11 protein-coding genes are annotated in these 17,051 nt (G+C 61.3%); 6 read left to right on the top strand and 5 right to left on the bottom strand.

Annotation, left to right across the window (positions count from 1 at the left end; all coding sequences use genetic code 11):
* Window positions 1-41: 41 nt before the first annotated feature.
* Window positions 42-1,046: an ornithine cyclodeaminase family protein gene (locus NGM29_RS14380; RefSeq protein ID WP_254157055.1), complete on the top strand. Its 1,005-nt coding sequence runs from the start codon at window positions 42-44 to the stop codon at window positions 1,044-1,046.
* Window positions 1,047-1,089: 43 nt separating this feature from the next.
* On the opposite strand, the gene NGM29_RS14385 is transcribed toward NGM29_RS14380, so the two are convergent.
* Window positions 1,090-2,616, bottom strand: coding sequence for a DUF7289 family protein (locus tag NGM29_RS14385; protein ID WP_254157056.1), 1,527 nt, complete (start codon window positions 2,614-2,616; stop codon window positions 1,090-1,092).
* 253 nt (window positions 2,617-2,869) lie between these two features.
* Between NGM29_RS14385 and NGM29_RS14390 the strand changes: the two genes are divergently transcribed.
* A complete protein-coding gene (locus tag NGM29_RS14390; protein ID WP_254157057.1) occupies window positions 2,870-3,337 on the top strand; it encodes a hypothetical protein in 468 nt (155 codons plus the stop codon).
* Between the two features lie 91 nt (window positions 3,338-3,428).
* Here the strand turns inward: NGM29_RS14390 and NGM29_RS14395 are convergent, their stop codons facing one another.
* From NGM29_RS14395 to dnaK, 3 genes are all read right to left on the bottom strand, one after another.
* A complete protein-coding gene (locus tag NGM29_RS14395) occupies window positions 3,429-4,196 on the bottom strand; it encodes a hypothetical protein (protein WP_254157058.1) in 768 nt (255 codons plus the stop codon).
* Between the two features lie 101 nt (window positions 4,197-4,297).
* A complete protein-coding gene (gene dnaJ / locus NGM29_RS14400; protein WP_254157059.1) occupies window positions 4,298-5,461 on the bottom strand; it encodes a molecular chaperone DnaJ in 1,164 nt (387 codons plus the stop codon).
* A 353-nt stretch (window positions 5,462-5,814) separates the two neighbouring features.
* Window positions 5,815-7,734, bottom strand: coding sequence for a molecular chaperone DnaK (gene dnaK, locus NGM29_RS14405; protein WP_254157060.1), 1,920 nt, complete (start codon window positions 7,732-7,734; stop codon window positions 5,815-5,817).
* 458 nt (window positions 7,735-8,192) lie between these two features.
* Here dnaK and NGM29_RS14410 point away from each other — a divergent pair, with 458 nt between their 5' ends.
* The 3 genes from NGM29_RS14410 to NGM29_RS14420 all read left to right on the top strand — a co-directional run bounded on the left by NGM29_RS14410 (window position 8,193) and on the right by NGM29_RS14420 (window position 14,013).
* Complete coding sequence (locus NGM29_RS14410; RefSeq protein WP_254157061.1) at window positions 8,193-10,385, top strand: right-handed parallel beta-helix repeat-containing protein; 2,193 nt, start codon at window positions 8,193-8,195, stop codon at window positions 10,383-10,385.
* A gap of 317 nt (window positions 10,386-10,702) precedes the next feature.
* Window positions 10,703-12,175 carry a flippase gene (locus NGM29_RS14415; protein ID WP_254157062.1) on the top strand — a complete coding sequence of 491 codons (1,473 nt, stop codon included), beginning with the start codon at window positions 10,703-10,705 and terminating at the stop codon, window positions 12,173-12,175.
* 26 nt (window positions 12,176-12,201) lie between these two features.
* On the top strand, window positions 12,202-14,013 hold the full coding sequence (locus NGM29_RS14420; protein WP_254157063.1) for a phosphotransferase: 1,812 nt from the start codon (window positions 12,202-12,204) through the stop codon (window positions 14,011-14,013).
* Between the two features lie 203 nt (window positions 14,014-14,216).
* Here NGM29_RS14420 and NGM29_RS21255 read toward each other — a convergent pair whose 3' ends face one another.
* Window positions 14,217-14,966 (bottom strand): peptidoglycan DD-metalloendopeptidase family protein, encoded by a 750-nt coding sequence (locus NGM29_RS21255; RefSeq protein ID WP_305882361.1) that lies wholly within the window; start codon window positions 14,964-14,966, stop codon window positions 14,217-14,219.
* A 1,498-nt stretch (window positions 14,967-16,464) separates the two neighbouring features.
* Between NGM29_RS21255 and NGM29_RS14430 the strand changes: the two genes are divergently transcribed.
* Window positions 16,465-16,914 carry a hypothetical protein gene (locus NGM29_RS14430; protein ID WP_254157064.1) on the top strand — a complete coding sequence of 150 codons (450 nt, stop codon included), beginning with the start codon at window positions 16,465-16,467 and terminating at the stop codon, window positions 16,912-16,914.
* The last annotated feature ends 137 nt before the right edge of the window (window positions 16,915-17,051 follow it).

A 17,051-nucleotide genomic window follows, 5' to 3' on the forward strand; every position in this document is an offset into this window, starting at 1 on the left:
CCAGCCACGCGGTTTTTATCTCTCGGTCTCCTCGTGGGAGTATGACCGACGTCCTGTTTCTCACCAGCGAAGAGACGGCAGGCCTCGCCTCGCCCGCAGACTACGTTACTGCCGTTCGAGACGGCTACCGTCAGCGCGGCGCCGGCGCGCCCGCCGAGCCCAGAACCAAACTCTTTCACGCCGACCCGGGCGGACTCCTAACGACCTACTCCGCCGTACTCCCGGAAACCGGCGCGATGGGAGGCTACATGTACAGCGCCGGGTTCGGATCGGGCGACGCCTGGTTCGTCACGCCACTGTTCGACGCCGACAGCGGCGAACCGGTCGCCCTGCTCGACGGCGCCCACATGAACCCCTTCAAGACCGGCGCCGCCGGAGCGGTCGCCGTCGACGAACTCGCTCGCCAGGATGCCACCACGCTCGCCGTGATCGGCACCGGCCCGCAGGCGCGCGGACAGCTCCACGCGACGGCGACCGTTCGCGATTTCGAGACTGTTCGCGTCTTCTCGCCGACGACGTCCAATCGGGAGGCGTTCGCCGCCGAGTTCGACGACGAACTCGCCGCCAGCGTCACGGCCGTCGACTCGAGCGCCGCCGCCGTCGAGGGTGCCGACGTCGTGATCACCGCGACGACGGCGAGCGATCCCGTCTTCGATGGGTCACTCCTCGAGCCCGGAACCCACGTCACGGCGATGGGGCAGTATCACCCGAAGAAGCGCGAACTCGACGTGGAGACGATCGAACGGGCCACCTACGTTCCCGACCTCCGGGACCGGGCGACCTACGATGCGGGGTCGTTTCTCGCGGCGCTCGAGGCCGGCGCGATAGCCGAAGATCACGTTCACGCCGAACTGGGCGAGGTCGTGGCTGGCGAGGCACCTGGACGAACGAGCGACGACGAGATCACGGTGTTCGACAGCGGCGGGACCGGGATCGAAACTGTCGCGGCCGCGGCGATGCTGTACGAACGGGCCGTGGAGGAGGGACTCGGCTCGACCATTTCGTTCGCACCCGCGAGCGAGGCGCTGACGGGGCGGCGTTCCTGAAACGAGCGGCGAGAGAGCGGTCGAGCGAACGGCCGGTCACTCGTCACTCGCTCTCGACGGCGACCTCGTGGACGACGACCGTCAGGTGGTCCAGTTTCGGAGGCAAGTGCTCCGGTGGGATCGCGATCGTCGGCTCGACGGTCGAAAGCGACGGGTCGTACGTCAACTTCGCGTTCTGGGCGATCGACATCGGGCCCGAGATGATCGATCCCGTGAAGTCGACGCTCCCCGTTCCGATGCAGACGTCGGCCCAGTCGGCGTCGGGCGAGCAGTCGGCGTTGGTCAGGTACTCGCCGACGAGTTCGTTCGTCCCCTCGGCCGGTTCGTCCCGTGGTGCGTAGATGGTTCCCGTGAAGGTCCCCTGGCCGATCGCGAACTTCATCTCGGAGGTTCCGTAGAGCTGGAAGCGCTGAGGATCGTCGGATTCGACGGTGACGCCGCCGCTACCGCCCCCCATGGCCACGTCACCGGTCGTGTACATTCTCGCGACGTGATCCGTTCCTGCACCGTCGACGACCTCGATCTTCGTGTTGTCGAGTCCGATGTTCCCGTCGACGAGGACCGTCACGTCCCCCTCGCTCAGATCGATCTCGAGGTCGTCGTCTCGAAGCAACTCGTCCGCGTAGTAGGTCCCGTTCTCGAGGGTCGATCCGTCGATCGACTGGGCGTCGCCGGCCGACGTCTCGAACAGGTACGCAATGTCGTCATCGAGCGGCCGAAGGTCCACATCTTCGCCGCCCGTACAGTTAGCAGGCGCCTCGCAAGTGATATTGACGTTTCCTGTCGCCGAGATCGAGCCGTTCACGGAGGGGTTCCCGCCGTTATCGAGCACGTCCCCGACGGCGGTGACTGCTCCGTCGTAGGACCCGTCGGGATCGGGTTGTCCGAGGAGGACGGCGACGGTCTGGTTCGCGTGATCGACCGTCACGTACTGGTCGCCGACCTGTCGTTCGTAGTGAGCCGCCCAGCCGGCGTAGTACGGACTTTCGATCGTGATCGTGACGAACCGGCCGGCGACGCTCGGAATGTCGCGGCTCGGCCGATCGCTCTGCACTTTCGAGAGGCGAACCCGATCGTTCGACACCGATTCGACGCCCTCTAGTCGCGTAATTGGCAGCCGGAAGGCGTCCTGGCGGTACTCGGCCTGTGGTGCGGAGATGAGTCTCGCCTGGGCGCCCGTGCCGTGGAAGACGCCACCGCCCTCGTAGGCGACGACCGTCTCGCCGTCGCGATACTCGATCGCCCGCATCGGTTCGTCGATAATGGGGTCCTCGAGTCCGGACGCGGTCACCGTAATGTGGCCCGATTCCACGAGCGAGACGCCGCCATTGGCGTCTGCCAGGCCGAGCGCCACCGACCGCGTGTCGTCGCTCGAGGCGGCGACCGTGTTCAGTTCCGAGCCGAGGTTGACGAACGACTGTTCGACGCGTTCGTCCTCGAGCTGGTCGGACGACGTCGTGAGGGCTCCGGTTCCCACGAGGACGATGCCGATGCTGGCAACGGCGACCATGCCGATGATAATCGTCAGGGCGAGTACCGGCGTTAGCCCTCGGTCGGCGCGGTCGATCATCGCGTGCCTCGCGATAGAACGCTACACTGCTCGCGGTTTCGTCGTCCCCACCGACCGACTGGCGTGCTCCCTCCCTTCCCCCGAAGCTGATGGAGCAACCGAATCATACACGCATTCATTACCGTCACTGGTAATGACGTTTCCCATACGTTCCAGTTCCTGAACACGAATGATGTAGATGGCATCGATCATAGCGTATCCATGTTCTCGAGAGCAATTATCGTCTCATCGGTCTATCCGAGCCTCGAGGTCGGTGTCCGACCAGGCCGTCGGGCCACGAATCGAAACGGTTAGGAACGCATTCGACGACCGACAGAACGTGGCTCGAGGTGAGACGGGAAGCGGCGACCGTTCACGTCGACTGGCGGGAGCGATGGTACTCGTCGTCGCCGGCGGACTCGCTCTGTTCGTCCCGGCCGTCCGACTCCTCTTGGCCGGCCTCGTCCTCCTTGCAGGACCGCTGTCGATTTACGGGGGTCTCCTCGCGTTCCTCAGGGGGAACCTCGGAATGCGCAGTGCGTTTCGACTCGTCCTGGGGCTGGCGGCCGGGACGCTCTCCCCGATGTTACTCGTCCTGGCGCTGATCGCGTCGGGGACGTTCGCGTTAGTCGTGGGCGTCCTCGGTGGCTCGTGTAGCGTGCTGGCGCTCGTGTTCGCGTCGACCGCGTTCAGTCGCGAACGAACGCCGGCCGAGCGGTACGTCCCGCCGACCGACGGCTGACGTCGACCAGGGCGGATACGACCGACTCGACCAACCACGCAGAACAGTCGAGCGCTCGAGTGCTCGAGCGGTCGTGAATATCGAACGCCGTCTACTCGAGTTGGATCGCAGAAAGCGATTGTTCGGGGCTAGCTGTGCGAGAACGGTCGTCCTCGGTCGTAACGACGAAGTCGACGTCCGCACCGACGTCGTCGACCGGAGGCTCTGAATTTGAATCCGAATCCGGATCGGAGAGCACGGTGACCGCATCCACGAGCAGCGGCGCGACGACGCCCCCGACGACCGCTCGCGGATCCGAAAGGGGCGCCCGCAGCGCCACCCGATCGCCAGTCTCGAGCCCCCACTCGTCGACGACATCGGTGGCCGCCTCGAGCACCGACCGGTGACTGTACTCGCGCCGGCCGTCGACGAGCAACGGCGTCTCGGGATCGACCTCGAGGGGCGGAAACGACGGATTCTCGCTCCAGAGGCCGCTCTCGAGGTGACGGACTCCTGGATCGTCGGGGCGCTCGCCGTAACCGACTCGCTGAGCACCTTCGGGGAGAGCGTACTCCCCGAGGTTGCTAACCGGCGCGACGAGTGTTCGCAGATCCTCGCTCCCTCCCAGGTCGTGGGGCGGATCGAACCTGGTCCGGGACTCGAGCAGCGCCGTCCCGAAAAACGAGAGCAGTGCGAGCGGGCCCGATCCGACGACGCCGACGGTAACGCCCCGGCGAACGCCCGTGTGGCGCAGGAAGTTCCCGGCCTTCCACGCCGAGGTGCGAAGCCAGTGGGCGTCGTACGTCCGACCGGTTGCGTCCTCGAGTGCCGGCCGCTCGCTCCGCCGCTCGCGTTCGAAACACGCAGCCAGCGTCTCCATACCGGTCCTACTCACCGTGATTACAAAAGCGCCGTCACTTCCGGGCTGGCTCGAGGGTGCAGGAAGTAGAGACGAGAAGTGAGAGACTCGAAAACGAGAACTTAGAAACTCCGCTTGATCTTCTCGAAGAAGCCCTCGCTGACCTCAATTTCCTCGCCGCCGGCCTCGGCGAACGCCTCGAGCGCCTCCCGTTGCTCGTCGTTGAGCGACTCGGGTGTGACGACCTGCACGCGCACGTAGAGGTCCCCCTGGCCGTAGCGCCGGAGCCGCGGCATCCCCTTGCCCTCGAGGCGGAACGTTTCCCCGCTCTGGGTTCCCTTCGGGACCTCGAACTCGACCGAGCCCTCGAGCGTCGGCACCTGTACGCTGTCGCCGAAGGTGGCCTGCGGGAACGAGATTGGGAGCTGGTAGTGGAGGTCGTCACCCTCGCGTTCGAACTCGGGGTGATCGGCGATCGAGATGTCGATCAGCAGGTCGCCGTGGGGCCCACCGTTCGGACTCGGGGCGCCCTCGCTCTCCATCCGGAGGGTCTGGCCGTCGTCGATGCCCGCTGGAATTTCGACGGACAGCGAGGCCTCGTTACGAACGTACCCCTCCCCGCGACAGTCGTCGCAGGTTTCGGAGTACAGCGTCCCCTCGCCCTCACACCGAGGACAGGTCGTCGTCTGCTGGACCCGACCGAGCGGCGTCTGCTGGACCTGGGTCACCTGGCCGCGACCCTGACACTCCGGACAGGTCGACGCCTCGGCTTCGGGCGGATGGCCCTCGCCGTCGCAGGTCTCACACGCCTCCGGGCGCTCGACCGTGAACTGCTTTTTGACGCCCTCGAACGCCTGCTCGAGGTCGATCTCGAGGCCCGTTCGGAGGTCTCGACCCTTGCGGGGCCGGTTGCGACCGCGGCCGCGACTACCACCGCCGAAGACCTGCTCGAAGATGTCGCCGAGGCCGCCGCCCATGCCACCCATACCGCCCATGCCGCCGAACGGATCGCCGCCCATCCCACCCGGACCGCCACCGCCGGCATCGAAGCCGTGTTTCTCGGCCTGTTCGAATTGATCGTGGCCCATCCGGTCGTAGGCCTGGCGCTTGTCCTCGTCGGTGAGCACCTTCTTCGCCTTCTGGATCTTCTTGAACTTCTCTTCGGCGTCCGGATCGTCGCTGACGTCCGGATGGTACTCCGTGGCCTTCTTCCGGTACGCCTTTTTGATCTCCTCGGCGGAAGCGTCCTGGCTCACGCCGAGCACGTCGTAGAAGTCCTCGCTCATTCGTTATCCAATGGTATACCGTTGAGACACTTGAAACGACCGTTCTGCGTTCACTGCTTGAGCGAGGGCAGAGCGGAGAGCGAAACGGCGAGGGCCCGAACTCGAGTCTCCTGGTCTCCGGATCGAGTCTTTCGACTTTCTGAGTGTACCTTTTTTCTCATGTCGAGCCACCGCCCTCAGGTCGAGCCTCACAGTCCTCGGATCGGTGCCCAGACGTCGCTCTCGACCAGGCTCGTAATCAGGAACGTATCCAGATCCGTAACGAACGCAAGTGCTGGCTGACGAGCACCGACTCGTTTCGTCCTCGACAGCGATCAGCACGTTGTCGACGGCCGATTCAGCGTTGGGCCTCGTTACTCGTCGTCGTCTTCTTCCACATCTTCGAAATCGGCATCGACGAACTCCTCGCCCTCGTCGTCGCCAGCCGCACCGCCGGGGCCGGGGTTCGGGCCGCCGCCCATGCCTGCGCCGGCTCCAGCGGCGCCAGCACCGCCTGCGCCACCTGCGCCGCCAGCACCGCCTGCCGCCGCGGCCTCCTGGTAGATCTGCTTGCCGATCTCCTGGAGTTCGGTGCTCAGATCCTCGGTCGCCGCTTCGATCTCCTCGGCACCGGCGTCGGAGTCGTCGATCGTCTCCTCGAGGTCGTCGACCGCGGCCTCGATGCTCTCGCGGAGGTCGTCGTCGACGTCGTCGTTCTCCTCGAGGAGCGTTTCGGCGCGCTGGATCGTCGCCTCGGCCGTGTTCCGGGCCTCGATACGGTCGCGGCGCTGCTTGTCCTCTTCGGCGTGTTCCTCGGCCTCGCGCTGCATGCGCTCGATCTCGGCGTCGGAGAGACCTGCGCCGCCCTCGATGGTGATCTCTTCGCTGGTGCCGGTTCCCTTGTCCTCCGCGCTCACGTTGACGATGCCGTTCTCGTCGATGGAGAACGTCACCTCGATTTGTGGAGTTCCCGCAGGCGCGGGCGGAATACCGGTCAGGTGGAACTCGCCGAGCATCTCGTTCTTGTTCGCGAGTTCGCGCTCACCCTGGAAGACCCGGACCTGGACGGACGTCTGGTTGTCCGCGGCGGTCGTGAAGATCTTCGACTCCTCGGTCGGAATCGTCGTGTTCTTCTCGATAAGGCGCTCGAAGAGGCCGCCCTTGACCTCGATCCCCAGGCTCAGGGGGGTGACGTCGAGCAAGACGATGTCGTCGACCTCGCCGCCCAGCACGCCGCCCTGGATCGCCGCGCCCAGCGCGACGGCCTCGTCGGGGTTGACGTTCTTCTGGGGGGCCTCGCCGATCAGTTCCTCGACCTGCTCGCTGACCTGAGGCATCCGGGTCGACCCGCCGACGAGGATGACCTCGTCGATGTCCTCTTTCTCGTAGCCCGCGTCCTCAAGGGCCTGCTCGGTCGGCTCGACCGTGCGACCAATCAGGTCCGAGGTGAGCGATTCGAACTTCGCCCGCGTGAGGGACTTCTCCAGGTGGATAGGTCCGTCGTCGGTGGCCGTGATGAACGGCAGGTTGATCTCGGTCTCCTTGCGCGAGGAGAGTTCGATTTTGGCCTCCTCAGCGGCGTCCTTGAGCCGCTGGAGGGCCTGTCGGTCCTCGCGGAGGTCCATGCCGTGTTCGTCCTCGAACTCCTCGGCCAGCCAGTCGATGATCGCGTGGTCCCAGTCGTCGCCACCGAGGTCGTTGTCCCCGTTGGTCGCGACGACCTCGTAGACGCCGCCACCGAGGTCGAGGATGGAGACGTCGAAGGTACCGCCACCGAGGTCGTAGACGAGTACCGTCTGGTCGGAGTCGTCGTCGAGACCGTAGGCCATCGACGCGGCCGTTGGCTCGTTGATGATGCGCTCGACGTCGAAGCCGGCAATTTCGCCGGCGTCTTTGGTCGCCTGTCGCTGGGTGTCAGAGAAGTACGCCGGGACCGTGATGACGGCCTTCTCGACGTCGTCACCGAGGTACTCCTCGGCGTCGCGCTTGATCTTCTGGAGGATCATCGCCGAGATCTGCTGGGGCGTGTACTCCTCGCCCTCGATCTCGACGGTGTAGTCCTCCTCGCCCATGTGGCGCTTGATCGACGCGATGGTCTTCTCCGGGTTCTGGATCGCCTGGTTCTTCGCCGGTTTGCCGACGAGGCGCTCGTCGTCGTCGGTGAACGCAACGACGGAGGGCGTCGTTCGGTCGCCCTCCGCGTTGACGATGATCTCCGGATCGCCGCCTTCCATCACCGCGAAGGCGCTGTTCGTCGTCCCGAGGTCGATTCCGAGAATCTTGTTACTCGCCATCTGGTCCCCACTTGTGCGCACTTTGGTTTAAAGGTTACTACACGGCACGAGGTGGCGAATATAATCCACGTTTAGCAGCGTGCTCACAAGTTGACGGTGGGCTACGGGTGATAGACGGTCGATAAGACGTCATCGACTCGTTCTCGAGAAGACGGTATTCCTACCGAAGCGATGGTACTCGGCGAACGACTGTTAGCGAGGTCTATAATATGGATTAAACGGGTTCGTTCGTCTCGAGAGAACAACGTCGAGAACAGTCCGGTCTTCGTGGAATTGCATTCAGGGACACCGAGTATTTCGATGTTAATCGGCCGCAGAGACGACTTACATTAGCTCAAGAGTTTTTGCATGTACTCCTTAATTAATAGACATACATTCACACATCGTTGAATACCACAACAAACGCACAATTATTGGACGAGAAAGTTTATGTATCATTGGTAAAGTCCCCTGACTGTATGGCACGCGACACTCCGGTCGACTCGAGTAGCGATCAGCTACCTGAACGTAATCAGCGCCAAACGACTGATGGAATCCTCCATCGGCGTTCGTATCTCAAACTTGCTGGCTCGGCTGCCGGCCTAGTCGCCGGGACAGGAACGGCGGCGGCCGCCGCTGACGTCGACCCGGACGTCAACATTGTAGATGCCGGTGCGGATAACTCCGGGAACACGTCGATCAACCACGTTCTCGAGTCCGTTCACGGGAACGGTACGACGATTTACTTTCCGCCGGGAGAGTATCGCCTCGATTCCTTTCATAACGGGGCGGACGACTGGACGTGGTACGGCGAGGACGCGAGGTTCGTTGTTCCATCCCACGTCACCGAGAAGTACCTTCACCTGACGGGAAATGGCTGGACCATCGACGGCATCGACATCGACCTGTCCGCTGACGGCGCGGCCCCGGTCAACTTCCTTCATGGCGGCAACTGGACGTTCAGGAACGTCGAGTTCGTCGGGCGGATGAGCGACCCATCAAACCGCGGCAGTTCGAGCCTCCTCTATATGGACGCCGACCGCGGCACCCAAGGGCTCGTCGAAAACGTCCGCGCGATGGACGGCTCAGCGGCCGTCGACGAATCGTCTAACCGCGGCGGACTACGAATCGTCGGCTCCGAGGGTGACCTAACGCTGCGAAACGTAGCGGTCTCGGGCTTCGCGAACAACTCGATGTACTTCCACAACATGCCCGGTCACCTGTTGATCGACAACTGCTACCTCGAGGACACGAACACGGGTATCAGAATCGGTGGGAACACGACGGTTCGAGACACCGTGTTCAACCAGTCGCAAGCCCCACCAGCGCGATGGTCTGGTGCGAGCGCGGCGCGCGGTATCTGGATCAACTCGAATAGCTCGACTTCGGGCGACATCACCATCGAAGGCTGTGAGTTCGTGATGACCGATCCGAGTGGTGCCCACGCGATTTACACGTCGAATTCTCACGAGGGAATCGAGGTCCGCGATTGCGTGATCCGCCAGGATAGCGACTTTTACGCCGTTCAGCTCACCGAGGGCGGTTCAGGACAGACGATCATCGAGAACGTCTCGATCACCGGCGACTCCTCGAAGGCGGGCATCTACCTCAGCGGTCGGAGCGGTGCTCGACTGCGCAGTCTTTGTCTCCAGAAAGCCGGAGACGGCGTCCGCGTTCGGAACTCGAGCGACGTTCGGGTCGAGAACTCGACGATCAACGTCACCGGAAACCCTGTCAGTGGAAGCCCGACCACGAGCGGTATCTCGAATAGCGGAACGTGTCCGGTCCCGGACGGCGACTGGGCACCGGAGGAGACGAACGACAAAGATAGCGGGAACGACGACGAACGGGAAGAGGCAACCGAACCCGACGGAACGCCGATCCGTCTCGAGGGCGAAGCCGAGTACCGAATCGCCGTCAGCGGCGACATCCAACCAGCGCCCGAGATCGCTCAGTGGGTAACCGAAGGCGAACAGTACGGCGACAGCGAGGTCGACTGGTATCTCACCGGCTCATGGACGGAGTGGTACTTCACTGGGGAGATCGAAGCGTTCGACCTCGAGAACGTCGAGGAGCTCACCGTCTACCTCGACGGAGAGGAGGTGGACCCGGATGCGCTCGGAGCGTCCGACGACGCCGAATCAACGGAGAAGACTCTCCGACTCGAGGGTGAGTGCGACTACCTGATTGAGGTCAGCGGCGACATCCGTCCGGATGAGAAGATCGCTCAGTGGGTGACCGAGGGCGAGCAGTACGGCGATGGGCAGGTCGACTGGTATCTCACCGGCTCATGGACCGAGTGGCACTACACGGGTGAGATTGAGACCTTCGAGGTCGACTCGACCGACGACCTTCGAGTCTTCGTCGACGGCGAGGCGGTCGATCCCTACAGTCTGGCCGCGTCGAGTGGGACGGACACAGAGTCCGTGTTGCGACTTGAGGGAACTACGGACTACTTCGTAGAAGTGAGCGGCGACATTCGCCCGGACGAGGAAATCGCACAGTGGGTGACCGAGGGCGAACAGTACGGTGATGGGAAGGTCGACTGGTATCTCACCGAATCCTGGACCCAGTGGTACTTCACCGGCGATATCGAAACGTTCGAAGTGAACTCCACCGACGACCTTCGGATTTTCGTCGACGGGATCGAAGTGAACACGAACTCGCTGTAGCCGCTGCATCGGTACCCAAACGTTCTTTTCTGCGTCCGGACTGCTCTGCTGGATCACCCGCACTCGGTCGATACGTAACAGACGAGGCCGGTGCCGTTGGGAGCGTTACCGACGAGCGTGTACCGCGGCCCGGATTGCTCAGCACCGATAGGGAGTGAATAACGATTTTCCCCGCGATTCAGTCCTTCAATAACAATGTCTGTCTCACCTGACTATCATCGTATGAACAGTAAATTCGCGGGGACGGCTCGAGCCGCCGTACGTATCCGCTCGAAGAGTGCGCGAGTCACGACTAGGTATGCGAGCAGCCCACGGATATGAGTCGGCCGGATTCGCTCGGATCTCGATTCACAGTCGAGTTCGTCGGTCAGCTCGCCGCGACGGTTGCCGGTGGGCTGCTGACGATTCTCCTCGCCCGGCTGCTCGGTCCCGATGAGTATGGGCTCCTGTTCCTTGCGATCGCCGTCTTCGGCTCGCTCGGCATCCTCAGCAAACTCGGAATCGCGAAGTCGGGCGCTCGATACATCGCCGAGTACAAGGAACGGCGACCCGAGCAGATCCCCCACATCATCCGGACGACCGCCTGGTACAACTTGCTGGCCATCGCCGTCGTCGGTACCGCACTGGTCGTCGGTCACCGACACCTCGCTCGAGTGATCGGAGAGCCGTCATTGACGCCATTTTTGCTCCTCGGCGCTCTCTACCTCGCGCTCGAGGCGAGCAGCACATACGTCCGCCTCATACTGCAGGGGTTCGAGCAGATCAAGGTATCGGCTGCGGTCCACGCGCTAGACCGCGTGAGTCGTTTGGCGTTCGCCGTGGGCCTCGTTGTCCTCGGATTCGGCGCCCTTGGTGCTCTCGCCGGTTACCTGCTAAGCTTCGCCTTCGCATCAGCAGTCGGAATTGGCTTTCTCTATGTTCGCCAGTATCGGCCGCTCGACACCGGCGCGTCGATCGAGGACGGTCTCCGACGAAGGATCGGATCATACACTGTCCCGCTGACCGCGACCAGCACGGCGAACACGCTCGACAAGAAAGTCGACACCATTCTCGTCGGCTTCTTCCTCTCGCCGGTCGCAGTCTCCTACTACGTCCTCAGCAAACAGATCGTCCAGTTCGTCGAGACACCCATGTCGGCCCTCGGGTTCACGCTCTCGCCGACGTTCGGCGCCGAGAAGGCGAGCGACAACATTGAGCGAGCCGCCCGACTGTACGAAACCTCGCTCGTTTACTCGCTGCTCCTCTACGTTCCCGTTGGAGCGGGTATCGTCCTCGTCGCCGAACCGACCGTCTCACTCCTGGTCGGTCAGGAGTATCTCGGAGCCGTCCCCGTCCTGCAGGTTCTCGCGGCGTACGCCGTCTTGCAGGCCGTAACGAACCTCACCAGCAACGGGCTAGACTACCTCGGCCGCGCCCGGTCCCGAGCCGTTGTCAAGGGGACGACGGCCGCACTGAACGTCGTCCTTAACGTCCTCCTGATACCGACGCTCGGTGTCGTTGGGGCCGCTATCGCGACCGTCATTACGTACTCGATGTACACCCTCGCGAACGTCTACATCATCCACCAGGAGTTCTCCCTACGTCTCGGCTATCTGGTTCGACGACTCGTCGCCATCGGCGCCATCACGGGCATCATGGCGCTCACGGTCGCCGCCGTCACCGACTACATCACCTCGATTCCGTCTCTCCTCCTCGTCGTCGGTCTCGGAGTCGTGGTCTGGGGAGCACTCTCGGTGGCGACCGGCCTACTCGACATCGCCGACGTTCGCTCAACGCTTCAACACTCATGACACCGCCAAACCACTCACCGACTTCCGTGGTGGACGACGTTTTGCTCAACCTCGAATCCGCTACTGGTGTTTTCGAGACTACAGAAGACGCCTCATCCCCGGTCCCCACTCGCGGACGAGATACGACTCAATCATCCGCTAACGCGCTCATCGACGTAAAGCGTGACGCGTGGCTGGCGCTCGCCGCGGACGTGATCGACGGCCCTTGTCTAGCCGTCGGTCCCGGATCCGCCCGACGTGCGATTAGTCTGGCATCGTTCGCCGAGCGCCTGTGCGTCGTCGACTCGAGCGAGTTCGGTCGGCCCGCTTCGACAAATCACGCCAGGGAACCCCACTCGAACCGAGGACCATCGCTCGCCGATCGTATCGTACACGTCCGTGCACGCGAAGATCGGCTCCCGTTTTCTGCTGGTGCTTTCGAATCCATCGTCGCCGACCTCACCGGTGCGGACGACGTTCGAGCGCGGCTCGAGAAATTGGTCGACCAGCTGACGGACACGGGCAATCTGACGTTCGTAGCCGACGGGTTCGTCGGCAGGTCCGGGCTTGCCTCGATGGCCGGGTTCGGCAAACCCACCGAACCATCGGCCTCGCTCGCGGGCCGCCTCTACGGGACCGCAAACTGGTACCGCTCGGCTGCCGCCGCTCTTGGCTTCGATGAGGTCACTGTCTACGCCTGCGTGCCGACGGCCTCGAACCCAGCCTACGTAGTTGCCGTCGACGATGAACGGGCTGTCTACCGGATGAGTTCGTTCGTTCTCGCCGAATTCGAGCGATGGGGAGACCTGGGTGAGAGGGTGCTTTCAACCATACGATCGAGCGAATCCGCGGCCTCCTTGTATCCGGCGCTACTTGAGCGCCTCTATCCGAGCTTCGTTGTCGTGTGTACGAACGAGTCGTCCGCGCCCAACGTCCTAGGAACCCCGCTGGAGAATGGGGTCGAGCCCCTCCTTCTCTCGGGACGTGCTCGATCCGTCGTCCTCGAACTAGGCGAACAGGGGATTCGCCGCGTCTGGAAGATTCCTAACTGCCGGGCGAACGCGGCGCTGACCGCCCGCGAACACACGTTGCTCACCTGGCTTCAAAGCCAGGACACGCCGCTCCGAGGGACGTTTCCTGACGGCACTGCCGTCGAAACACCGTTCGGCACAGCGAGGATCGAAGAGCCGGTTGGGGGAACTCCCCTGATTGAGCGCCTCGAGGGTGACCCGGAAACGTTCGGCTCTGTGCTCCAGACGGGCCGCAACTGGCTCGTCGAGTTTCAGCGAACGTTCCGCGGCGATCGTGTCGTACGATCGCCGGATGCGGTACGCGAGGAACTACGCTTCGAGCCGACCGGCATCGAGCCTCCGTCGATCTCGGACCCCGTTCCGACGTTCACCACTCCGGTTCACGGTGACTTCATGCCGAGCAACGTCCACGTTCACGACGACGAGTCCATTGCCGGCGTGATCGACTGGGAGTACGGCACCGTCGCCGGTTCGCCGATCATCGACGCCGGCCTCTTTCTCCTAGATGCTGCTAATCGCGCCTTTGGGAGCTATCCAGCCGGGTTCGAGGCCGTCCTCTGTGACTCGAGTGTGCGTCCATCGGCGGCGAAGCCGTTCGTCGAACACGCCCGCGAGTACGTTTCGAGTTACTGCGACGCGCTTGACATCCCGGAGCGGACCTTCGGGATCTATTTGCCATCAGTCTACCTCCATCGGCTCGCACTTGACTGGCGTTATGGGACCACGTCCCACTACTCAGAGAAACGCGTTAACAGGAGTAAGTTCGTGATCGATCTGTTCGAGGCACGGGATTCGATGTGGCTCGAGTGCGAGGAGGTGGCACAGTAAGATACACCGAACCCCGTGACTCTCGCATTTTGGTGGAGCGTAGTCAAGTTCGATCAGCAGGGCGAGCGAAACCTGCGGCTCGCAAATTCTACCCCTAAAAGCACACCGACTACGTCAAACCCTATTCATCGATCGGTATGGCGAAGAAAAAGCTACATGTTTGAAGAATTATATAGTACCGACTACTGCGGCAGACTGTAAGTTCAGATGTCGGGATAATCTTTCGGAATTCTGGTGCCTGCAGTGACGGTTTCGCCGTCGTAGCCCGGAATCGAGAGGTGGTTGCCGTTCCGTTCGATAGTGAAGTGTAGGTGAGGACCGGTCGAATTACCGGTGTCGCCCATGCCACCGATCTTCTGGCCACGTGCGACGCTCTCTCCTTGCACCACGTCGAAGCTGTTCAGGTGGCAGTACATCGTCTGGTAGCCATTTCCGTGTCCCAGTTTGAGGTAGTAGCCACAGCCATCTGCCTGGTAACTTCGGATGTCCACGACACCGCTATGGGCCGCGTAAATCGGTTCGCCGATGTTGCCGTTAGCGCCGAAATCCACCGCGTAGTGACCAGGACGAGCGCCGTACGGAGACGTAATGTATCCTGTAATTGGCCAGTCGAAGTCTGACTCCGAACCCCCGCCGGAGGTGGACTGGAGGTACCGTTCGACCGACCAACCCCACACGTTCCGGTCGAGCCAGTGGACGCCCCACCACCTGTAGCCATCCTTGTCGGTCGGCCCGTTCATGATTTCGCCGACCTCGCCGTTGTTCAGTGTGGCGACGATGGGCGAATCGGTGCCGGGTTGTTCCCGCGTGTTCAGTGCGCTTGCGGTTACTTCGACGCGCTCGCCGTCGCTAAACGCGCTCACCGAGCCACTCAGTGCTGCAGTTCCGGTGATTCCCGTCGCGGCGATTCCGAGTGACTTGACGATCGAACGCCTGCTGAATTTTCGTGGCATAGCCAAGCACAAAATATATTCATGTATGTTTAATAGTTATTGTTTTTGATATCTCTATTATATAAATTTCTCATCAATAGATACTCAACCAGTGATGCATTCGCGCCTTGAATTCAGCATGGTCGTTGAAACCTATCACCGTTTGAGGATCTCAACAAAGCCTTCAAATCCTCCTCGCTCACAGTGTTCGCACAATGTCGTCTTTTGGCCACAGAAACAAATTGACGATCCAGAATTCGAAAGAGGGTCGAAAATTTTCTCGTCCTTAACCGCAAGAGAGTGTCAACGGCGGCGTTTGAGGATATAGAACATAATTGATGGGCGTTTGTGTAGCCCTCAACTACGAGTACGTATGGTGATCTCGCGCATACCGGTTCCGGGCTACTAACCGCATGTTCACCCCGACATGGAGTACAGGTTGGACGTAGCAGCGCTTGATTCCAGAGTAACCGCTACACTGAAAGCGGAAGGTAGGGGTCGCAGTGAATATGCTCCCTAACGAATAGAGGAAATCACAGAGGGATGAGCGCTTCTATGATCGTATTGACCGAAACACTTGGCGGTCATAATCACGACAGTTGTCCGGAAGATGTGTGTAGAAGTGATCTAAAGACGAATCTAGGAAGAGATCCTGGAGTAGGCGATTATCGCTCGAGATGACTTTTCAGGATAGAGGCAAGCGTGAGCGGGAGAAATAGAGTGGCCCGAAAAGAGGGAAAAACCACGCTCTCAAAAGTTCATAATCGGTTTCCGTCTTGCGTTTTCCGGGTTGACGGTAACCAGGTAGAGAAGCTCTACGAAGATAGCCTCGAACCGATTTCACGAAATTGGATTCGGCGGTTTAGAGCCTTCTCTGGAGGGATCTCACTCACCAACTCGAGCCGAGCGTGTGATCGTCCAGTACACGGTTCAAAAGTTCATAATCGGTTCCCCGCTATCGGTTTTAGGGTGCTAGACAGCACTGGAGTTACCGATGGGACTGAGACACTTTCCGAGAAGGTAAACGCGCCCAAGAGCGCGTCTCGAACCGGTTATGCACGTTTGACGCCCTGAGCCCTGCATCTACGCAGCGAGTACCGGTCTTGAAACGGGACTCGCTCGCCCATCAGCCCTGGAAATCATCGAAACAGACCTGAATATCCCCTAATCGCCTCGAGAGGTCTCCTACTCGACGATTAGGTCTCAAGCCATGCTCTCGAGGGCGATTCTCATCGTGCAACCGTTCCTAGACGATCTTCATAATCGGCCCTCGAAACAGAGACCATACCTACTCTTCCGGACAGAGAACCCGATTATGAGGTATCTGAAACGCGATTAGTACGTTTTGTTGTAATCCCCAGTAGATAACAAGAGTTGTCTGCTGAATACAGAGGTTGGGTGCAGCAAGTAGGAGGAACGATATGCTTCTCGACGAGCGGTAACCCAATACGGGAGGTGGAGCGGTCGTTTTTTGAGGTGTGGCGGTCTGACTGAACCTGTATGGACGTGGCCGAGGGCATTGACGTCAATCTGTGCGATTTACGTCGAAGTCGGCGAATACACCATTGCAGAGAGTCTCGAATGGCTGGCCGATGCAGCGAAAGTCGTGCTCCGGGTTCGTGATGAGGGTGGTGAAGTGACCAACCATCAGTATGAGTATACGTGTCTTGAGCATGCCTTTCTGCTGTTGGATCGCCTGGAAAAGCGCGAGTCGGGCCGGATGCTATGGGGAACGGGGCTCGTCAATCTTCGGTTCAATGATGAGACGGTAACGCTGGGTGCCAAGCCCCGTCTCACTGGCCCCGTCGGCGAGTTCCGCGCAGCGACTGAAGCCCTTGTCGCACAATTGTTTGAATATCTACGACGGCACGACATTGATGCCCACGAGGTGGCGACGAATATTGCAGAAGGTCGGTTTGCCCTATGGGAAATCGACCCAGCTAACGTCCACGACCGGGTCCTGGATTGAGGAATCGCCCCGCTTCTAACACGTCAGGTAGACACCACTGAGTCTCGATACTGCACTCGCGCTCTCTATTCAGCAGACGGAATCAGGCCTGGCGAATTGTTGGCAGGAACTGTGTGCTGAATATAGAGGATGAGTTT

The sequence above is a fragment of the Natronosalvus rutilus genome (assembly GCF_024204665.1).
GTDB lineage: Archaea > Halobacteriota > Halobacteria > Halobacteriales > Natrialbaceae > Natronosalvus > Natronosalvus rutilus.

Coding starts and splice junctions, on each gene's coding strand:
- NGM29_RS14380 (WP_254157055.1), top strand. CDS start 42: ATGACCGACGTCCTGTTTCTCACCAGCGAAGAGACGGCAGGCCTCGCC.
- NGM29_RS14385 (WP_254157056.1), bottom strand. CDS start 2,616: ATGATCGACCGCGCCGACCGAGGGCTAACGCCGGTACTCGCCCTGACG.
- NGM29_RS14395 (WP_254157058.1), bottom strand. CDS start 4,196: ATGGAGACGCTGGCTGCGTGTTTCGAACGCGAGCGGCGGAGCGAGCGG.
- dnaJ (WP_254157059.1), bottom strand. CDS start 5,461: ATGAGCGAGGACTTCTACGACGTGCTCGGCGTGAGCCAGGACGCTTCC.
- dnaK (WP_254157060.1), bottom strand. CDS start 7,734: ATGGCGAGTAACAAGATTCTCGGAATCGACCTCGGGACGACGAACAGC.
- NGM29_RS14410 (WP_254157061.1), top strand. CDS start 8,193: ATGGCACGCGACACTCCGGTCGACTCGAGTAGCGATCAGCTACCTGAA.
- NGM29_RS14415 (WP_254157062.1), top strand. CDS start 10,703: ATGAGTCGGCCGGATTCGCTCGGATCTCGATTCACAGTCGAGTTCGTC.
- NGM29_RS21255 (WP_305882361.1), bottom strand. CDS start 14,966: ATGCCACGAAAATTCAGCAGGCGTTCGATCGTCAAGTCACTCGGAATC.